This is a genomic window from Levilactobacillus tangyuanensis (genome assembly GCF_003946545.1).
Classification (GTDB): Bacteria; Bacillota; Bacilli; order Lactobacillales; family Lactobacillaceae; genus Levilactobacillus; species Levilactobacillus tangyuanensis.
The window spans coordinates 26,454-45,627 of the sequence record NZ_RHOA01000011.1 but is presented as its reverse complement, the minus strand read 5'-3'; the positions used below and the strand labels follow the sequence as shown (position 1 = coordinate 45,627).

General features: G+C 50.6%; 16 protein-coding genes. 5 read left to right on the top strand and 11 right to left on the bottom strand.

Annotation, left to right across the window (positions count from 1 at the left end):
• Positions 1-2: 2 nt before the first annotated feature.
• Complete coding sequence (locus EKM96_RS08180) at positions 3-806, top strand: hypothetical protein (protein ID WP_125642356.1); 804 nt, start codon at positions 3-5, stop codon at positions 804-806.
• A gap of 179 nt (positions 807-985) precedes the next feature.
• Here the strand turns inward: EKM96_RS08180 and EKM96_RS08175 are convergent, their stop codons facing one another.
• The 3 genes from EKM96_RS08175 to EKM96_RS08165 form a co-directional block, all read right to left on the bottom strand.
• Positions 986-2,320 carry an MFS transporter gene (locus EKM96_RS08175; protein WP_125642420.1) on the bottom strand — a complete coding sequence of 445 codons (1,335 nt, stop codon included), beginning with the start codon at positions 2,318-2,320 and terminating at the stop codon, positions 986-988.
• 186 nt (positions 2,321-2,506) lie between these two features.
• Positions 2,507-3,166: an HD domain-containing protein gene (locus EKM96_RS08170; RefSeq protein WP_125642354.1), complete on the bottom strand. Its 660-nt coding sequence runs from the start codon at positions 3,164-3,166 to the stop codon at positions 2,507-2,509.
• Complete coding sequence (locus tag EKM96_RS08165) at positions 3,163-3,792, bottom strand: TetR/AcrR family transcriptional regulator (protein WP_125642351.1); 630 nt, start codon at positions 3,790-3,792, stop codon at positions 3,163-3,165. The genes EKM96_RS08170 and EKM96_RS08165 overlap by 4 nt, the downstream gene beginning before the upstream one ends.
• A 162-nt stretch (positions 3,793-3,954) precedes the next feature.
• Between EKM96_RS08165 and EKM96_RS08160 the strand changes: the two genes are divergently transcribed.
• Together EKM96_RS08160 and EKM96_RS08155 are read left to right on the top strand one after the other, a co-directional pair.
• Positions 3,955-4,851 carry an ABC transporter ATP-binding protein gene (locus EKM96_RS08160; protein ID WP_125642348.1) on the top strand — a complete coding sequence of 299 codons (897 nt, stop codon included), beginning with the start codon at positions 3,955-3,957 and terminating at the stop codon, positions 4,849-4,851.
• A 5-nt stretch (positions 4,852-4,856) separates the two neighbouring features.
• Complete coding sequence (locus tag EKM96_RS08155) at positions 4,857-6,479, top strand: ABC transporter permease (protein ID WP_125642345.1); 1,623 nt, start codon at positions 4,857-4,859, stop codon at positions 6,477-6,479.
• A gap of 245 nt (positions 6,480-6,724) precedes the next feature.
• Here EKM96_RS08155 and EKM96_RS08150 read toward each other — a convergent pair whose 3' ends face one another.
• Entirely contained in the window at positions 6,725-7,201 is a 477-nt protein-coding gene (locus EKM96_RS08150; RefSeq protein WP_125642342.1) for a hypothetical protein, read from the bottom strand.
• A gap of 309 nt (positions 7,202-7,510) precedes the next feature.
• Complete coding sequence (locus EKM96_RS08145) at positions 7,511-8,083, bottom strand: TetR/AcrR family transcriptional regulator (RefSeq protein ID WP_125642340.1); 573 nt, start codon at positions 8,081-8,083, stop codon at positions 7,511-7,513.
• 256 nt (positions 8,084-8,339) lie between these two features.
• On the opposite strand from EKM96_RS08145, the gene EKM96_RS08140 reads away from it, so the two are divergent.
• Entirely contained in the window at positions 8,340-9,743 is a 1,404-nt protein-coding gene (locus EKM96_RS08140; RefSeq protein ID WP_125642337.1) for a YhgE/Pip family protein, read from the top strand.
• 70 nt (positions 9,744-9,813) lie between these two features.
• Here EKM96_RS08140 and EKM96_RS08135 read toward each other — a convergent pair whose 3' ends face one another.
• The 5 genes from EKM96_RS08135 to adhE form a co-directional block, all read right to left on the bottom strand.
• A complete protein-coding gene (locus tag EKM96_RS08135; RefSeq protein ID WP_125642334.1) occupies positions 9,814-10,170 on the bottom strand; it encodes an aggregation-promoting factor C-terminal-like domain-containing protein in 357 nt (118 codons plus the stop codon).
• 234 nt (positions 10,171-10,404) lie between these two features.
• On the bottom strand, positions 10,405-11,019 hold the full coding sequence (gene apf / locus EKM96_RS08130; RefSeq protein WP_125642331.1) for an aggregation-promoting factor: 615 nt from the start codon (positions 11,017-11,019) through the stop codon (positions 10,405-10,407).
• Positions 11,020-11,986: 967 nt separating this feature from the next.
• Complete coding sequence (apf, locus tag EKM96_RS08125) at positions 11,987-12,559, bottom strand: aggregation-promoting factor (protein WP_125642329.1); 573 nt, start codon at positions 12,557-12,559, stop codon at positions 11,987-11,989.
• A gap of 406 nt (positions 12,560-12,965) precedes the next feature.
• On the bottom strand, positions 12,966-13,196 hold the full coding sequence (locus EKM96_RS08120) for a hypothetical protein (RefSeq protein WP_125642326.1): 231 nt from the start codon (positions 13,194-13,196) through the stop codon (positions 12,966-12,968).
• Between the two features lie 226 nt (positions 13,197-13,422).
• Positions 13,423-16,041: a bifunctional acetaldehyde-CoA/alcohol dehydrogenase gene (gene adhE, locus EKM96_RS08115; RefSeq protein WP_125642323.1), complete on the bottom strand. Its 2,619-nt coding sequence runs from the start codon at positions 16,039-16,041 to the stop codon at positions 13,423-13,425.
• 362 nt (positions 16,042-16,403) lie between these two features.
• Between adhE and EKM96_RS08110 the strand changes: the two genes are divergently transcribed.
• Complete coding sequence (locus tag EKM96_RS08110; protein WP_125642320.1) at positions 16,404-18,197, top strand: glycerophosphoryl diester phosphodiesterase membrane domain-containing protein; 1,794 nt, start codon at positions 16,404-16,406, stop codon at positions 18,195-18,197.
• A 442-nt stretch (positions 18,198-18,639) separates the two neighbouring features.
• Here the strand turns inward: EKM96_RS08110 and EKM96_RS08105 are convergent, their stop codons facing one another.
• On the bottom strand, positions 18,640-19,164 hold the full coding sequence (locus tag EKM96_RS08105; RefSeq protein ID WP_061776777.1) for a DUF1836 domain-containing protein: 525 nt from the start codon (positions 19,162-19,164) through the stop codon (positions 18,640-18,642).
• Positions 19,165-19,174: the final 10 nt, after the last annotated feature.

The following is a 19,174-nucleotide window of genomic DNA, read 5'->3' as shown; positions in this document are numbered from 1 at the left end:
GGATGAACACAGACCTCAGTCTGATTTTTAAAAACTTAGGGATCGTCGGGTTAGACTTACTGGTCATTCCCTTCGTTTTTGTGACGTTATTAACGTATTTAAACCGGGATACCAAGAAGATCCTGGCCAATGGCTTCGGGGTCAACAGTGAGTTCTACTTGGGCTTCATCGGCATCTTTTGCCATGAACTCAGCCACCTGATCACGGCGATTCTCTTCGGCCATCGCATCGACCGGATTAGCCTGCTACGCCGGCCCCATCCCGACCGAGTCGGTGCGGATGGCCAGCCCGACCTGGCCCTCGGCTACGTGAATCATACGTGGAATCAACGCAACTGGTACCAGGTCATCGGTAACCTCTTCATTGGCATCGCGCCGATATTTGGTTGTGCCCTGTTGCTGTTGGCCCTGACGGCCGGACTAATTCCGAGCCTTTTTAACGGCATGCTGACGCTCATCGCCAACCCCTTTAACCTGGACTGGAATGGCTTCTTCCGGGCGCTCGGCAACGATAATCATCCCTGGATTCGTTGGGGCATCATGCTCCTCTTATCCTTAAATATCAGTATTGGTGGCTTCGATCTCAGCACCGCCGACTTCGCCAATTCTCGGATTGGCCTGATCGGCTTCATCGTGATTAACGTGGTCATTACCGTTCTGCTGTCACTCTTCAATCTGGCCAGTGGCTTTCTGACCGTGATCACGGCCGGCATCATTCTGTTGGCCGTCATTCTCAGCTATTCGCTGCTGGTCTCGCTGGTCACCAACCTGCTGGTACGACTCGCTTTGCAGATCAAATATCACTAAAAAATGATAACCTACGGGTGCCAGGGAAACCACCTGCTGTGGGGTCGCTTCCAGCCTGAAACCCTGGCTCCCTCCGGTTACATGAGTCACTAATTTAATCATCAATTCAATCAAAATATTTATTCGAAAATAAAACCGTTTCGACTGTCTGATTTTTCAGATAATCGAAACGGTTTTTTCTATTTATCGTTTTTTTGATGCTTAAAGGCTATAAGGTAGAAGACAAAGTTCAGGGCACTGAGCACAAAGATTAACCCGAAGGCTAACTGACTTCCCACCGCGGTCTCGTGGGCATAGCTCATGCCATGAATCTTGACGGCAGACATCAAGGCGGCCAAGACGGTGGTCCCCAAGGAACCCGCAAACTGTTGACCGGTATTGTAGATGGCGTTGGCATCGGCCCGTTGGCTCAGGTCAACTTCCTTCAACCCATTAGTCAGCGTATTACTGAAGGCCATCGACCGACCGACACTGAACAGCATATAGAGAATCGCAATCACTAAGACCGTTAAGTGTTGTCCCAGTATCATGAATCCCGCGGCTGCGAGCGAGAAGAGACTACTCCCAAACAGGATGGGTAGCCGGGCCCCATGGGCGTCCAGCAAATGGCCAAACCAGGGTTGCAGAACCGCCGTAATTAGGCTTCCTGGCAGGAGCATCATGCCCCCGATCAGTGACGTTGCCCCAACGACAATCTGCGCGTAATTTGGCAACGCAAAGTTAATCCCAATATTACAGAATTGCAGGACCACGTAGGCAAAAAAGCTAAACGTGAAGACCGGGTTCTTAAAGATTTCCAGGCGAAGTAACGGCCGATCACTGCGCTTCGACACTCTGATGTACAGCCAGATCGTGAGCAAGGCCAGGATGACGCCACCAAGAAATTGCCAGCTCAGAAGGCCAGCCGTGCTAAGACTGTTAACCCCTAGTGTGAAACTAATAAAGGCTACCGCAAGCAGGCCAAACTGCAACCAGTCGAAGCGAATCTTTTGAACGGGATCGAACTGCTGAATCGTCAGGACCCCGAAGAACAGGATGATGGCCTCAACCGGTAGCGTTGACCAAAAGATCATTCGCCAGTCGGCTAACGACACCATGATGCCCCCGAAGGTTGGCCCGCTAGCCGGGGCAATCATCAGGATTAATCCCGCCATCCCCATATAAAAACCGAGCCGCGAACGCGGAACGCTCTCCATGACCACGTTGAACATCAGTGGAATGGCAAGTCCGGCACAGCCAGCCTGGATCAACCGACCGAACAAGAGAATCCAAAAGTTAGGTGCGAGCGCACAAATTAGGTCACCTAACATAAATACCAAAGCACCGGCAACGAAGAGCTGGCGATTGGTGAAGCGTTGTTTCAAAAAGGCCGAGGTAATCATCAATAGGGCCACCGTCAACAGGTACCCAGTGGTAATCCACTGCACCGTACTCAGTGAGACGTGCATCGTCTTCATGAGCGTTGGGAACGTCACGTTCATAGAAGTTTCTACCAAAATTCCCATGAAGGCCATTAAGGCAACCGCAATGATTGCCACCAGATTTTTCCCGGGCACCTTATCAGGATTTGTGTTTGCTTGACTCACATTTACATCTCACTTTCAAAAAGGTCATTACAGTCAATCATACCGGCATTGTAACCAAAATGCATCAGTCAATTATGATCGAAGCGGTTACATGGCCAAATAAAAACGCGGCGCCTAAGCGTCCGCGTTCCATTCGGCCTTATATTCGGCCAGAAAGTCTAACATGACCTGTTGCCGATGCTCGGCCAACTGCTTAGCCGCCTCGGTATTCATCAGATCCTTTAGCGTTAATAATTTTTCATAGAAATGATTAATGATGGTTTCGTTGTCCAGATTTCGGTATTCAGCATGCGTCATTTCCGTCCGGGGCTTCACGGCCGGATCGTAAATCTTTTCGCCGAAGTGGCCCCCAAAGTAAATCGCCCGTGAAATACCAATGGCACCGATAGCATCGAGGCGATCGGCGTCTTGGACAATCTGCCCTTCGAGGGGTAACGGCTTGGCCGTCCCGTCCAACGTCTTGTGGTAGGACATGTTGTCCATAATCAGGAAGACCGTGTCAATCTGGTCGGTGGTTAAACCTTGGTCCCCCAGGAACTGCCGAACCTCGTCACTGGCGGCGACCGTATCCGCCACCAATTTTTCATCGATCACATCGTGGAGGTAAGCGGCCGTGATGGTTAACACGTAGTCCGCCTCCGGATAAGACCGACTGATGTGATCGGCTAGGCCGACCACCCGTTGAATGTGATCGAATCCGTGACCGGTCTCGTCGTCCCCCATTTTAGATTGGGAAAAAGCCCGGACCTTTGCTAATACTGCTGATGCTGTCATTTGTCATCCTCCTCAGTCGATTGGTAAGGCGCGTGGGGGGCCCCAATGAACCCGTAGAAAAACAGGTGCATCAACTGGTCCACAATGGTTTGATACTCGCCGGATGGAATATTGGCAGTACTGAAGTAATCCACGTACATCGACAGGAAGTGCAAGAGCGCCTCATTCGAGATATCCGGGTTAATCATTCCGGCCGCGCGGCCCCGGGCAACGAAATCATCCCAAAAGTCACGTTTACCAGCCTCATAGGCGTCCTTGACCAGATGATTCCCGGTCTTGCCGCCCATTTCATCAATGACAAATTGATAAAAGTCCCCACTCATGTGATCACTCAGGCTGACCTTCGTCCGCATCATCAGTCGAATGAGGTCCGGAAAACTCTGTTCGGAGTCATCGACCATCCGTTGAAAGTCCCGGTAGCCATCCGCAATCATCTTGACAACCACCGCCCGGCCGAGATCCAGCTTGCTATCAAAGTATTTATATAGCGTCACCTGAGACACGTTCGCCTCGGCCGCAACCGTCGCGATATGGGTGGCCTTGAAGCCATCCCGGACAAACAAAGTCTGCGCGGCCGTCATGATGCCTAGGCGTTGACGTCGCTTCCGTTCCTGATTCGTTGCCATTCTTGCCACCACCTTTACCAGTCTTTATTTTAGCATACCGCAATCAAGCCGCGTTTTTAATTTTAGTGAACTATTTCGTAAAGAAAGTTCACTTTTTGTTGACTTTGCCGATCCCCAGGCTTACGATGATAGCGATTTTAAACTTGTGAGGAGGGGATTTTAATGACGACCAACCCTGTACTAGAAATCACTCATTTACAAAAGAAATTTGGCCATTTCCAGGCCTTGAAAGACATTACCTTTACCGTCCAGCCCGGCGAGGTCTTCGGCTTCATCGGCCCCAACGGTGCCGGTAAGTCGACCACCATTCGCGTCTTGCTAGGCCTGATTCGAGCCAGCGGCGGCCATGCCAAAATATTTGGTCAGGACGTCTGGTCCGATAGCGTCGCGATTCATCAACGGCTCGCCTACGTGCCGGGCGACGTTTATCTCTGGCCGAACCTAACCGGTGGGGAAATCATCGATCTCCTGCTCAAACTAAACGGCGCTCGCCACACAGCCAAGACCGATGACCTCATTCGACGCTTCGGCCTGGACCCGACCAAGAAGGCCCGCACCTATTCCAAGGGAAATCGGCAAAAGGTGGCCCTCATCGCCGCCTTCTCCCAAGACGCCGACTTCTATATCTTTGACGAGCCAACCTCTGGGCTCGATCCCTTGAACGAGCGTCTCTTCCAGGAGGCCGTCCTCGATCTCAAGCAACACGGCAAGGCCGTCCTCCTATCCAGCCACATTCTCTCTGAAGTTGAACGGATGTGTGACCGTATCGGCATCATCCGCGAGGGAAAAATCATCGAGACCGGTAGCCTGGCCGAGATGCGTCACCTGACCCGGACCATGGTCACGGTCACCCTCGGGGATGCCTTCGACGTTACCGAACTTGCCGGCGTTCACGGCGTCACCGCTGGTCAACACCCTAACGAGTGGCAATTTGCCGTTGAAGATAAAGAACTCAGCCAGGTCATGACGACGCTGGCCCAACACCAGGTTGAAGCCCTGCAAAGCACACCACCGACGCTGGAAGATCTCTTCATGCACTACTACACCGGAAAGGAGTGAGCGCCATGACTCGTTTTGGACGTTTAGGGCAGTTAACCCGCCTCAACCTGCGGCGGGATCGCTTCCGTATTTTGATGTGGATCATCTTATTAGCGGCGCTCATGGCCAGTGTCGCCTGGAAATTCGAAGACATCTACGGGACCCAATCCGAAATTGCGGCCATCAAGGGCACCCTCGCTAGCCCTGGGATCGTTGCCATGTTTGGCGCGTTCTCCTTCAAGGGAAAAGTGACAACCGCCGAAATCTTTGCGAATGAAATGTTACTCTTCATGGGACTGATTCAGGTCGTCATGAACCTCGCCCTTAGCGTGCACGCCACCCGCGGCGAAGAGGACTTGGGTATTACCGAACTGATTCGATCACACGCCGTAGGCACCTTGGCACCCCTGGGGGCGGCCACGCTCGAGCTGGTCATCGTGAATGGCCTGCTAGGAGTCCTGTACAGTGTAGGATTGACGGCGGCCAATATGCCTGGGGCCACCACCGAGGGCAATTGGCTCATTGGCATTGGCCTCGCAACCACCGGCCTGTTATTTGGCCTGCTGGGCCTGCTGACGGCCCAGCTCGCCGACCATTCCGCGAGTGCAACGGGTCTCGCCTACGCCCTGTTTGGCATCAGTTATCTGGCGCGGATGATCACGGACGTGCAAAACCCCAAGCTCACCTGGTGGTCACCGATGGGCTGGGTGGAGAAGCTCGCCCCCTATAACGCGGCCAACTGGACACCGATTTGGCTCAGCCTGTTAACCGGCCTAATCCTGTTGAGTCTGGCCTTTCGTCTCAACGATCGCCGGGACCTCGGTGCCGGTGCCATCACAACCCGACCCGGACGAAGAACGGCGTCCGCCTTTCTTCGTGGCCCGGTCTCTCTGCTCTGGCGCCGTGAGCGTAACGTGATCATCGCCTGGTTACTGGCAGTAATGATCTTTGGGATTGCCTATGGGACGGTCTTCAATACCATCGGGGACATTCTCAAGACCAATCCCACGATGCAACAGGTCTTTGGGTCAACCATGGTCCATGAAGCCAATCATCAGGTCTTGCTGAGCTTCACGTCACTGCTCGCCATCGTCATGGCTGCCGTGGCCACCATCCCCGGTATGCAGCTCATCTTAAAGCTACACACCGATGAAACCCGGGGTTGGTTGGAGGCGTTGTATGCCCGACCACTCAGCCGGACCACCCTGCTGTTCAGTCACCTGGGTATGGCCTACCTCACGTCCACCCTAGCCTACATTGGTGGTCTGGGCGGGATCGTGGTCATGGGTGACGCCAGCCTGACGCACGTCCAAGACGGGATTAGTGCCACGGAATTTTGGCACGGTGTTGCGGCCCAACTCCCAGAGATCTGGGTCTTCCTGGCCATCAGCACCTTACTGGTTGGTTGCTGGCCACGTTTGAAGACGCTCAGCTGGGCCTACCTGGCCTTGGGATTCATCAGTGTCTACATGGGCAGCCTTCTAAAGTTACCCGGCTGGGTAAAGCAACTCACTCCCGCCGGTTGGATGCTACGAGTTCCCTTACACGCCATGAACTGGACCACCTTTAGTTGGATGACCGGCCTGGCCATCGTGCTCATCATCAGCGGTTGGGTTGGCTATCGCCGGCGCGATTTACAAATGCGCTAATAAGCAAATAACTAACCCGGCTAGTTCCTAATGCGATTAGGCAATCGGACCGGTCGATGATTATCGGCCGAATTAGTACAGGTTAATAATTCTCGCATTCCAATCCTGGCTCAGGTATGCTAACCATGTTGGCTCCCCCAGCCTACTAACACGAACACAAAAAGCCACCCGTTATGCCGGACATGCCGGTCGAACGGGTGGCTTTTATTTGAAGCGAAGGGATGTTCCTTGGGGAAAGCTGGTGGTTAAATGACGACGTCGTAATGGTTACCGGTAATGGCCGTTCCCCGGTCATGCACGACGCCCATGCCTAATGGCGTCATGATCTTGGTGCCAAAGGGGATGCCGGCCGGAGCGGCAACGATGCGATAGCCATTGGCGTCTAACCCGCTAGCACTAATCGACGTTCCGTCGGCCGTGGTACTACCGGAGTAATAGGTCCACTTGTTACCGTTCAGGTACACGACCCCTTGCGACTCAAACTGTGCCACGCTGATGGTCGCGCTAGTCGCCTGACTACTGGTATTTGAACTAGCGGCGTTGGTCTGCTTTGTCGTGCCATAATTGGTTTGACTGTAAGTTGAAGTTTGTGGTTGATCATGAGTGATCCGTGGTGCTTGCCCGCGATAAGTGCTGGCATTAGCAGTCACGCTGGAGGCGCCGATGCCTGCAAGTAAAACGGCAGCGGTACTTAACGTGGTGATAATAATTTTCTTAATCATCAATGGTTCCTCCCTTTCGAATTGACCATAGCTTACCGCCGCAATGTCTCAATTCGATGAGGTCTGGGTTACCGCTACGTTAAACTCAAGTAAAGTTCATGACAAACTGTCACGGTCTTTACCGAATCGACACAGTGTTTCAGAAAGGCTTAAGACCATCCTTAAGTTAAGGCTAACCGGTGCGTGCTACCCTATCATTGGGCGGTTTTACGCACAAAATTAAAGAGTCTGGGGCAACATCCCAGGCTCTTTTGTTATCCCCTCATATGGTCGAAGCGTTCACCAAATAGCAGCCGGTTTCCCTTAAGACTAACCACTCTTTTTGGTGTCGCTTAAAGACAATTGATTGGGGGCCAAAGACCGACTCGCGCGAAAGATCTGGTAGGCTCGTTCCGGCGAATCAACCGGCGTCCGGGTCAGCCAGTAATTAAAGAAGTCCAGAATTCCCTGGGCCACAATCTCTTGCGCATAGGCCGCCGGAACCGCCGTCTTGGCTGGCCGACCAATGACCTGAATAATCAGAGCCTTAACCCGTGTGCCCAAGGACGAGTCGGCACTCTTTAATAAAGCGACCGCCAAGTCACGTTCCCGGTACAGGACCCGGAAGAGCTCCCAAAAGGCATTGTGATCCGGCGAGTCATCCACCGTGGGTTTAGGGTAATGTTGAAAAATTCCGGCAATCTCGGCCAACATTCCCTCTTCGTAATGGGTCAACAGGTCGAATTTATCCAAATAGTGCAGGTAGAATGTCCCCCGATTGATGCCCGCCAGATGGGTTAACTGTTGAACCGTCAGGCGTTCAAACCCCTCTTCATTGATTAACTGAATAAAGGCCCGCTGAATTTTAATCTCGGTGTTTAGACGTTTCCTATTAGCATCCATTATTTTCCCTCCCTGAACAGTTTGTTGATTTACTGGCCATTTAATAACTTTTTCTCGCCAAACACAATCAACACTTCTTCCGGGACTGTCGCTAGTTATATCAGCTGACTAAGCACCGCTAACCGTCCTCACCGCAAAATTCTCACCGTTTATGACCCACAGAATCCGCCAAGTTGTTGATTGTCCCAATCAATGTGACTCGGTATTCTGTAGACGTTCAATCAACAGGTTGTTCATTCGAAAGGTGGTTTTTAACATGCTAGCTAGCGAATGGCGGTTCCTCCGCCAACATAAAATGATCGTTGCCGTCCTACTGATGATTGCGATCATCCCAGCAATTTACTGTTATCTCTATCTCTCTTCCATGTGGAACACCTACGGCCACGTCGATAATATCCCCGTCGCCGTGGTCAATCGCGATCGACCGGTCACGACCAATGGCCACCGACTCACCCTAGGTCAAACACTCACGCACCAGTTAACTCATTCCGCTAGCCTCGACTTCAAAGCCCTTAGTGAAACAACGGCCCATCGGCGGCTAAAGCGTGGTCAACTCTACATGGTTCTGACCATCCCAAAAGACTTCTCTGAGAATGCCGCCACGCTGCTAACTCGGCGGCCCAAGACCTTGCGATTACACTATGACCTTAACTCAGGCACTAACTTCATTGTTTCAAAGATCACGACGGGTATGACCACCTCTATCACGGCCAATATCAACCGGGCCGTCACCCAAACGGATACCCAGGTTCTGCTGAACACCCTGCATAAAACGACCATCGGCATGCAAACCGCTGCCACTGGTAGTCAACAATTAGTTCAGGGCGGTGCCGCATTAACGGCTGGGACGTTAAAAATGCAACGGGCCACGTCTTCAGCCAATAATGCCGGACTTACCACGGGCCTCACAGCGATCCAAACCGGGCTAAATCGCCTGACCATCGGTGCCGAAACTTCTCAACAAGCTCTTGCCCAAGGAAGTCGTCATCTTCAAGTCATTCATACCCAATCCGCAAACGCTGTCGCGATTGCAAGGCCGGTGACTGCCGACATCCACGATATCGCCAGCGTTCCCAACAACGGCACCGGTATGGCCCCCTTTGCCATTGCGATTGGCCTATACGTCGGCGGCATCGCCCTCGGGACGATGTACGATGGCCGCCGCACTTATCGTCAACCCACATTAGCCATTACCTGGTGGGGAAGTAAGGCGGCCATCATCGGCGGTGTTGCCGTGATTCAAAGTCTTCTGCTCTACGCCACTCTCCGCCAAATGAACGGTCTCACCGTACGGTCGCAGCTTGGGCTGTTTGCCACCATCCTCATCGGTTCGCTCCTGTTCCTCTCACTCATCTTTTGCCTCCGCCTCCTGCTGGGTGGCTTTGGGACCTGGCTCATATCCATCGTGCTGGTTGCCCAACTCGCCAGCTCCGGCGGCCTCTACCCACTGCCACTCATCAGTCCCGTCGCCAAGTTTCTCAACCCTTGGTTACCCATGACTTACCTGATCCAGCTTCTTCGGTCGGCAATTTCAACGAACCTTAGCCTGCCTGGTGCCTGGATCATGACGATTGCCATGACCGTTGGTTTTAACCTTCTCATTATTCTCAAGTTCCATCTGGTCTTGAAGCGTCATCCATTAACCGATCAGACCTTGTAACCCTACCCGCCGATCAAAAAAGCACGTTAGTCCTCGTCGACTAACGTGCTTTGATCAGTTAAATTTTAAGTTAGAACCAATGGTAGCCAAGCCAGTGAACCTTCGCCTTCGTCCATGACCCATACCGGGTATGAGCGTAACGGTCGGCTGTCTTTTCTTGGTTGGCCTTGCTGTAGTCACCCTTTAACATGGAAACGGTCAGTTGGTATTTACCATAGTACCGACCATTACGGGCCCGGTAGTTACCGCCGGATTCACGTTTCGCAATCCAGGCCTTGGCCTTTTTCTCCTTGTTAGATAACGTGCAGACGTAGGTGGTCGTGGTGCTGGCCTCGGCTGTCGTGGCCGGGCCAGTGATCGCCGTGACGCTGGGCAGGGCAAGCGTTATTAAAGTGACGATCACCATGAATAATGACTTAAGCTTCAAAAGTTTCCCCTCCTAGCGAATTTGTTAAGATCAGCATAACGTTTTGAGGTTACAGCCAGATTGTCTAAATGTTACAAAGCTGTAACAGCCGACTCCAATCCCGGCAAAATGGCTGGGAACAGCCGGCGTAAATACCGCCACTAAGCCATTTTGACCACAAAAAAACGACGGTAAGTCCCGAGGACTTGACCGTCGTTTCCGCTTTAGTTACTTATTTCAATGAACTATTTCGGCTTAGTACCAGCCGTTAGCTTGCCAGAAAGACTTGGCAGCAGCCCATGAACCGTAACGAGAACTTACGTATGAGTTGGCAACCTTTTCCTGGTTAGCAGCTGAGTAGTCACCATTCAAGTATGAAGCGCTCAATTGGTACTTCCCAACGTATTGGCCGTTACGAGCAGAGTATGAGCCACCGGACTCCTTGTTGGCAATCCAAGCCTTAGCAGAAGATGAGTTAGAACTCGTCGTAGATGCTGAGCTCGTGGTCCCAGTTGATTGGGTACTGTAGTTAGCGCTCGTGTTGTTTGAGCTGTAGTTAGAAGTGGTTTGAGGTGATTGACTAGGCGTCGTGGATTGCGTTGCCGTCGTAGTCGTGCTTGCGGTCGAGCTAGCTGAGCTAGGAACGACCAAGGATTCGCCAACGTAGATTAAGTTAACGTTCTTCATGCTGTTGGCACTTTCAATAGCGGAAATGCTGGAGTTGTATTGGTTTGCGATCTTAGCAACCGTGTCTCCCGACTTAACCGATACCCGGACGTCGGCGTTTGCGGAAGTGGTGCTTGCGAATAACCCGGCACCTAACACTGCTGCGGTTCCTAATGTAGAAACTAAAACTTTTTTGATATTCATAAAAATGAATGTCCTCCTTTTGATTAGTAAAACTGTCTATCAATTACTTAACGAGACCTATCATAACCTGCGGAGGTTACACCGGGATTGTTGCCGAGTTACGCCCACATTAAGAAAAACCGGCTTAAATGACAAAGCGTAATGTGGTTAATAACCTTGCAATATTAAGCGGTTTTCTCGGCCTTACGTTGCGCTAGTGTGACGAAAACCGCGGAATACTAGCGTTTTTCTAAAGAAACTGACCGAATTTATTGGGAAAAAAGGACGATTTTTTCTGAATTTTGGTGGATATTTGGTGATTTTTCCGTAATTTACGGCAATTTCCCCTGTCCAGAGCTGCTATTTGCCAATTATTTTCTCGAAATCATCCTGTTTGTTGCCGACCCTTCTCCATGAAAACGGCGGCGCGGGGTATTGTCTCACGACTGTGGCGCGAATTTTGGCAGGCGTTATTGGTCGTTTCTACTATATTAATGGACTTATATTTTGGTAGTAGTCGACCATGTTGAGCGGCCAGTGACCTTTCTAAAAGGCCCAACCGTTTAACCACACTCTGATGGGTGGCTTTATTTCGGTTGACTTGGGGCCATATGCTTTTAGAAAAAGCGCAATCCATTTTGGATAAACGTCGTTTATCTTCAATTTAGATCTGCTGGATTTTTCCTTTCGAGTGATACTGATTTCTCCAGTTCCTGTGACTTATCATTGCTTGGCCTTGTATCTAGGCCGTCGCCGAGTTTCTATCCCAAGCATCTGCGGCCGCCGAAACGCGTTCGCCGGGGCAGCCCCCTCCGCTTAACCCCACTAAGCACCGGACCGGGTCCCCCGGTCTGGCACTTAGTGACGTTAATGCTCAGGGTCTAGGCGCCCCGGCTCTCGCTCTGATCTAAAAAAAGCCCCTCCAGACCTGCATCTGGAGGGACTACTTGATTTAAACGTGAATTGACTTTACTAAACTTGGTTTAGTTTAGTACCAGCCGTTGGCTTGCCAGAAGGCTTGTGCGGCCGTCCATGAACCGTAACGGGAGCTAACGTATGCGTTGGCAACCTTTTCTTGGTTCGCAGCTGAGTAGTCACCGTTCAAGTATGAAGAACTTAATTGGTACTTCCCAACGTATTGGCCGTTCCGGGCAGTGTAAGAACCGCCGGATTCCTTGCCAGCAATCCAAGCCTTGGCAGTGGCTTCTGAACCAGAAACGCCCGTAGAAGCAGTCGTGTTGCTGCTAGTCGTTTGCTTCGTGGTTGCTTGGCTAGTGTAAGTCTTGTGGCTAGCAATGCTAGCCGTGGTGGTCTTCGTCTTCGTGTCGTTTGGCACGTTCAACTTTTGACCAACCATGATTAAGCTACTGTTGCTTAAGCTGTTCGCCTTTTCAATAGCACTAACGGATGAATCGTACTTGTCAGCCAATGACCAAACAGAATCCCCCTGCTTGACCGTAACCTTAACGTCGGCGTTAGCCGTTTCGTTAGTAGCGAAGAGACCAGCACCGACAACGGCAACCGTCCCAAGAGTCGTAACTAAAGCTTTTTTGATATCCATAAGAAATGAATGTCCTCCTTTGTTTGCTTAACGGCTATTAGAATAACTGATGGGTGTGTCAATCAGATTGGGGTAAGGTTACGCCAGTGTTAAGAAAAATATTACTGTATGACAATCCGTAATAATCGTTACGTTCCCGTAACATAAAACGCTTTAATTAGCCCGTTTTTACCCTTTTTAGCGAAAATGGCGCTGAAATTCCGGTGATTTTTGCACCGAATATCTTGAAAAATTTCTCGTGTTTGATGAAAATTTGATGATAAATCGAAGAATTTGCGAAAATGATTGAAAACTCAAGGATTTTTGCCCCACAAGCCGAGGTGATTTTAAGAAAAATCGACTCAGCCTACGGGTTAGAACCAAAAAAACCGGCAGGAGCCTACGCTCCTGCCGTAAAAGTTTAACGTTATTCTTTGGCTTCTTTGGCTTTCATCCGCGCGTATTCCTTAGCATAGCAATCCGCACAGACGGATAGTCCAAAACTACCGTCATCAATGAATTGTTCCAGTGACGTATAGGTTTCCCCATACTTCACTTCTTTCCCGCAGCTAGCACAGTTGATAACTTCGTCCACGTTTTCTCCGTAGAAGATCACGTGCCAGTCCGGATGTAGCTTTTCAATCTCCGATTGCAGCAAGCTAATTCCTCCCTAACGACACAAGACTACCAGCCAGCAATGTAACCGCATCACCGGCCATCACAAAACCAATTTTAGCATATCTCACGGAAAAACGGGCCACTTATCCGCAAATTTAACCTGCCGGTAATCCATTCATCCCATGATGGATAACCCTCTATTAATAATATAGTAGAAACACCACAAAAAAAGTCGGTCACAACGGACCGGCTTTTCAGGCTAAACCTTATTTTTCAACGTTTTTGCCATCGTATTCATCTAACATAATTTGCTTCAATTCAGCAACCAAAGGTTCCTTAGGGTTGGCAGTCGTACATTGGTCTTGGAAGGCCAATTCGGCTAAGTCGTCAACTGTCCGGTCGAAGTGGGCCTTGTCGACACCGTTAGCCTTCAGGCTTAACGTGACGCCAACAGAATGAGCCAAGTCAATCACCTTGTGGACCAAGGCTTCCTTCAGTTCTTCCTTCGTGCTACCTTCAAGACCCAAGAAGCGGGCGATTTGAGCGTAGTCTTCGTCGGCTCTGAAGTAGTCGTACTTAGGCCACATGGACAGCTTCGTTGGTTCTTTGAAGTTGTAGCGGATAACATGTGGCAACGTGATGGCAATGGCTAAACCATGAGGTAAGCCAAACTCGCCACCCAGTTTGTGGGCAATCGAGTGGTCAACCCCTAGGAAGGCATTGGCAAAGGCCATCCCGGCTAAGGTTGAGGCGTTATGCATTTCTTCACGGGCCGTGATATCCCCATTGTATGAGGCGGTCAGGTTATCCATAACCAACTTGATGGCTTGCAGAGACCATGGACGCGTGTAATCGGACGCCATGTTGGAAACGTAGGATTCGATGGCGTGAGTTAAGACGTCTAGCCCAGAGTAAGCGACCGTCTTCTTAGGCACCGTTTCGATGAATTGTGAATCCACAATTGCAACGTCAGGCGTCAGAGCATAGTCGGCTAATGGGTACTTCACGTGAGTCTTGGAGTCCGTAATAACGGCAAACGGTGTGACTTCGGAACCAGTCCCGGAAGTCGTTGGAATAGCCACGAATTGGGCCTTGTGCGGCTTGTTAAACTTGTAGGTCCGCTTCCGAATGTCCAAGAACTTTTGCTTAGCACCGAAGAAGCTAGCATCTGGGTCTTCATAGAAGAGCCACATGTTCTTAGCGGCATCCATCGCTGAACCCCCACCTAAGGCAACGATGGTGTCGGGCTTGAACATCCGCATTTGCGTCACCCCACGGTTAACGGTGTCCGTGGTTGGATCTGGTTCAACGTCACTGAATAAGGAGTATTCGATCCCGTTTGGTTGACGCTTCAATTCATTCAAGACCGTGTCGATATAACCCAATTCAACCATGGCTGGGTCGGTCACCAAGAAGACCCGCTTAACGCCAGGCATATCGTTCAGGTAACGCACGGAAGTCTTTTCAAAGTAAACTCGAGGAAGCTTAATCCACTGCATGTTATTTCGCCGCTTTGCAATAGTTTTGATGTTCAAGAGGTCAAAGGCAGAAACGTTGTGAGACACGGAGTTCTTACCCCATGAACCAGTACCTAAGGTCAATGATGGCACCATTTCGTTGTAAAGGTTCCCAATCCCACCGATGGCGGAAGGCGTGTTAACCAAGACCCGGCTAGCCTTCATCTTAATCCCAAATTCGGTTGCCAAGTCATCGTTCATGGTGTGGATGCCGGCCGTGTGACCCAGCCCACCGAAGTGGAGCAATTCGTCACATAACTTGAAGGCATCGTCCTTGCTCTTCGCCTTGAAGACGGAAATGACTGGAGACAACTTTTCTTGTGACAACGGTGCATCTGGTCCAACACCGGAGATTTCGGCAGCCAAGACCTTGGTGTTAGCAGGAACCTTGATCCCAGCTAAATCAGCGATCTTCGTTGCGGCCATCCCAGCGATTGGGCCCTTAACGCCACCCTCTGGCCGGAACATGGCATCGGCCAAGGCCTTGTGGTCACTCTTTTTAATGAAGAAAACACCACGGTCTTGCATTTCTTGCTTAACGTCATCGTAAATGGCGGCATCGATAACGGCACTGTTTTCGGAAGCACAGACCATCCCGTTATCAAAGGTTTTGGATAAGACGATGTCGTAGACGGCGCGCTTGATGTTGGCCGACTTTTCAATGTAGGCTGGCCCGTTACCAGGACCAACCCCTAGGGCGGGCTTCCCGGTTGAGTAAGCGGCCTTGACCATGCCAGGACCACCGGTTGCCAGGACACTGGCAATCATTGGGTCATTCATCAAGGCTGTCGTGGCTTCAAGGCTAGGCTTGTCGATCCACTGGATAACCCCTTCAGGAGCACCGGCAGCAATCGCAGCATCCCGGACAACCTTAGCGGCCATGACGGAAGACTTCTGCGCCTGTGGGTGAAAGGCAAAGATGATTGGGTTCCGCGTCTTAACGGCGATCAGGGACTTGAAGAGCGTCGTTGACGTTGGGTTCGTTACTGGGGTAACCCCAGCCAAGATCCCGAGTGGTTCGGCAACGGTAATCAACTGCCGTTCGTGGTCATCCTTGATGATCCCAACGGTCTTGTTATTCTTGATTGAGTGCCAGATTTCTTCGGTCGCAAACATGTTCTTGACGGCCTTGTCTTCCATAACGCCACGGCCAGTTTCTTCAAAGGCCGCCTTGGCTAATTCCATGTGGTGGTCTAAGCCGGCGATAGCCATCTGGTGAACAATATGGTCAACTTGTTCTTGGGTAAAGTCATCCATGGCACATAAAGCATCGTGGGCCTTGCTCGTTAAACGGTTCATCATTTCCGCAACGGTTTCATCATTTTTATTATCTGTGGTAGGAGTGGTCTCTTTCACATTTTTCAACATGGTTATGCCTCCATTTATTTAAAAAATCCTTGTTAACTTCTTCACGAATATTATCATATCACAGATTTTTCATGGCGCAAGTACTTTATGTTAAAAAGATCACAAATAGTTAATTCCCGACAAAACGCCTATGCGCCGCGTTCTTTTACCAGCTTGAATGTAAGCGCATACATTAACGATAATAAATTTATCGCTTAAATTTTGTGTGAATAGTTTCACTAACAGACTAAACTGTTTTCAGCAAATCTGATCTAAGTCGCCTTCTCCCATTGAATGACGGTAACCAAACGATTTCTCCCAGCATCTGCCCATTTTTATGCTAAAGTTAGGTTAACTAGTTATATCGAAAGGAGTTGAGTCGTATGCAAGCGTGGACCTTCTGGAAAGATGCCAACCGGCACTTTTTCCAACACTGGGGTAGCTACGTCACCCTGGTCTTTCTCACCAACCTACTCATTAGTTATATCGCGGTTCCCGTTTTCACCTGGCTGGTTGCCCAACTGATGCGTTGGCAAGACATTCCCTATGTGTCCTATACCAACCTGGGATCGATGGCCATCCATCATCCCCTGGCGATTATTGGTCTCCTCCTCATCTTGTTGGCCATTATCACCCTGATCTATTGGCAATTTGCGTACCTGCTCCTAGGCGTCACCAATATCCGGCGGGGCCGGCCGCAGTCGACCCGTGGCGTCCTATACGATACCTTCCGCAGTATTGCGGGCGCCTCACCCAGCACGTTTCTCTTCTTTATTGGTTACTTCATTGTGATTATTCCTTTCGGGAGTGAACTCTTTACCACGCCACTCCTCAACAAGGCTAAGATTCCGGCCTTCATTACCAGTTACCTCATGGCCAACCCCATCTGGGCCGTCTGTCTTGGGTTGTTCTATCTTGTGGCCGCCTATGTGGGCACCCGGCTAATTGGTGTTCTGCCCCTTATGATTATTGACCACTACCACAGCCATGACGCCATTCGCATCGGCTGGCAACGGACCCGGGGCCGGTTCTGGGCCTATTTTTCTAAATTAGTCATCACCTTTATCATGGTCAGCATTGCCGTGGCCGTGATCTATGCCATCCTGTATGTTGGCCAGCTTGGCTTTGACAAGACCCCCTTTGGTCTGGCCGGGGCCACGGTCAATCTCTTCCTAATGGAGGTCATTACCGAGTTCATCATCTGTTACGCCACCATTCTGTTCATGATGGTTATTCTCAGCAGTCACTCGGCCAATCAACCAACCCCCACCATGCTCCTAAGCTTCCATGAACCCGCCCGGACCAAGTTACGGACCCGACTGCTCGTTATCACTGGGCTGGCAATCATCAGTGCCTCATTGGTTGGGTTTAACCTGATCTATCTGAACGGTCTCGCCATGTCGACCCCCCTCACCATTGCCCATCGCGGCGTGGATAACGGCAACGGCGTGCAGAATACCATCCCCGCGATGGTCAAGACCAGCAAGGAGAAGCCCGATTACGTTGAAATGGATATCCGGGAAACCAAGGACCACCAATTCGTGGTCATGCACGATGCCAATCTCAAGAATTTGGCTGGACTAAACCGGACAGTATCCAAGATGACCTTGAAACAGCTCACCAGGGTCACGCTCACGGAAAATGGCTACCAGGCAAAGATTCCTAGTTTTAATGACTACCTCAACACGGCCATTCGCCATCACCAAAAATTGCTCATCGAAATCAAGACGAGTTCGGGCGATACGAAGGACTTACCAGAACGGTTCTACCGGCAATTTGGCCAACGAATCTTGACGCATCACGAACAGATTCACACGCTGAGCTACGGGATTATGAATACCTTAAAGACCAAGTATCCCCAACTATTTGTGAGCTATATCATGCCATACAACCTAACCTTCCCTCGAACCAAGGCCAACGCCTACACCATGGAGTCGACGACTTTAAACGATAATTTCATCGACCAGGCCGGCCGTGAACACAAGCGCGTCTACGCTTGGGACATCGACGACATTACCAGCCTCGACCAAATGATGTTCATGGGGGTTAACGGCGTCATCACCAATAACCTCGGCACCATTCAACAAGAAATCAAGGACAATACGGATCATCCAAGTTACGCTAACCTACTCTTAACGTTCATGAATGACCTGTCCTTAGAAACTCAAACCCAATAAAAAAGAGCTCAGCCTAGCAAAATACTAGGTTGAGCTCTCTTTAGTTCATTTAGTTAAACGTTGAAAGTTCAAAAAACGTTATCAAGCCAAGAATAGTAAGCCGTTATAGACTGAAAATCAGTCTCACCCAGCCACCTGCGGCAGTCAGAGATTCCACCTCTGACCGCCTCCGGTTACACAGGTTCTTGAAAACTAATCTAGCTTAAATACCTGAATCACAGTACTTACGGCTTCAAGCGAGGGGCAAGACCGCCTTTTGGCTTGTCCCGTCCTTCCCGCCGCGTTCCGGTCCAAGTTTGGCGAACGGTAAGGCGGTAATTGGTAACGACTGTGTAGTCGGGAGGCCGGCAGAGACGATGTTTGCTGTGTCGATGGTGTTGACTGGCGTTTTCTGCCAGTCTACAGCGGGCGTCGTCACTGGCGGTCGGAGGACGGCCAACAATTACTTTTTGGTAACCTTCCGCAATGGCCGTTTGATCAGCCGCAGTAATTTTTCGGATTGAAGTCGAGAGACGACGGCATCGATAGCAACCTGCACCAACTTTTCATTTAGATTCTGGGCTGCCGGTTGGACGTGGTCTTCACCAAGGTGGTGAAGACGGTCTTCCAGTTGGCCAATGAAGTTATCGTAGGCTTGCTTAGGATAGTCGCCGGCCGTAATCTGGTCAATGCCAGAACGGACGGTATCGGTCTGGAACATTGGTTTCAACAGACTAATCATCAAGATATCCGTGAGCTGCATGGTCTGATACTTCTTCTTGACGGGCGCCATGATAATATTGTGTTTCACGTAATTGTTAATCATTGCCGGCGTCACGGTATCAATGCCCAGTGGCCCCAGAATATCGTTAATCAGTGCGGTGACCTGGTCCATATATAAATCAAATTTTGGAAGATCATCCCACCGGGGTAACCGTACCCCATGCATCTGGTGTTCCCACCGGGTGTATTGATTAAAGTCTGCCATGTCTATCCCT

Bases quoted from the DNA above. Each gene is read 5' to 3' on its own strand.
- EKM96_RS08180 (WP_125642356.1), top strand. From the start codon at position 3: ATGAACACAGACCTCAGTCTGATTTTTAAAAACTTAGGGATCGTCGGG.
- EKM96_RS08175 (WP_125642420.1), bottom strand. From the start codon at position 2,320: ATGGCCTTCATGGGAATTTTGGTAGAAACTTCTATGAACGTGACGTTC.
- EKM96_RS08170 (WP_125642354.1), bottom strand. From the start codon at position 3,166: ATGACAGCATCAGCAGTATTAGCAAAGGTCCGGGCTTTTTCCCAATCT.
- EKM96_RS08165 (WP_125642351.1), bottom strand. From the start codon at position 3,792: ATGGCAACGAATCAGGAACGGAAGCGACGTCAACGCCTAGGCATCATG.
- EKM96_RS08160 (WP_125642348.1), top strand. From the start codon at position 3,955: ATGACGACCAACCCTGTACTAGAAATCACTCATTTACAAAAGAAATTT.
- EKM96_RS08155 (WP_125642345.1), top strand. From the start codon at position 4,857: ATGACTCGTTTTGGACGTTTAGGGCAGTTAACCCGCCTCAACCTGCGG.
- EKM96_RS08150 (WP_125642342.1), bottom strand. From the start codon at position 7,201: ATGATTAAGAAAATTATTATCACCACGTTAAGTACCGCTGCCGTTTTA.
- EKM96_RS08145 (WP_125642340.1), bottom strand. From the start codon at position 8,083: ATGGATGCTAATAGGAAACGTCTAAACACCGAGATTAAAATTCAGCGG.
- EKM96_RS08140 (WP_125642337.1), top strand. From the start codon at position 8,340: ATGCTAGCTAGCGAATGGCGGTTCCTCCGCCAACATAAAATGATCGTT.
- apf (WP_125642331.1), bottom strand. From the start codon at position 11,019: ATGAATATCAAAAAAGTTTTAGTTTCTACATTAGGAACCGCAGCAGTG.
- apf (WP_125642329.1), bottom strand. From the start codon at position 12,559: ATGGATATCAAAAAAGCTTTAGTTACGACTCTTGGGACGGTTGCCGTT.
- adhE (WP_125642323.1), bottom strand. From the start codon at position 16,041: ATGTTGAAAAATGTGAAAGAGACCACTCCTACCACAGATAATAAAAAT.
- EKM96_RS08110 (WP_125642320.1), top strand. From the start codon at position 16,404: ATGCAAGCGTGGACCTTCTGGAAAGATGCCAACCGGCACTTTTTCCAA.
- EKM96_RS08105 (WP_061776777.1), bottom strand. From the start codon at position 19,164: ATGGCAGACTTTAATCAATACACCCGGTGGGAACACCAGATGCATGGG.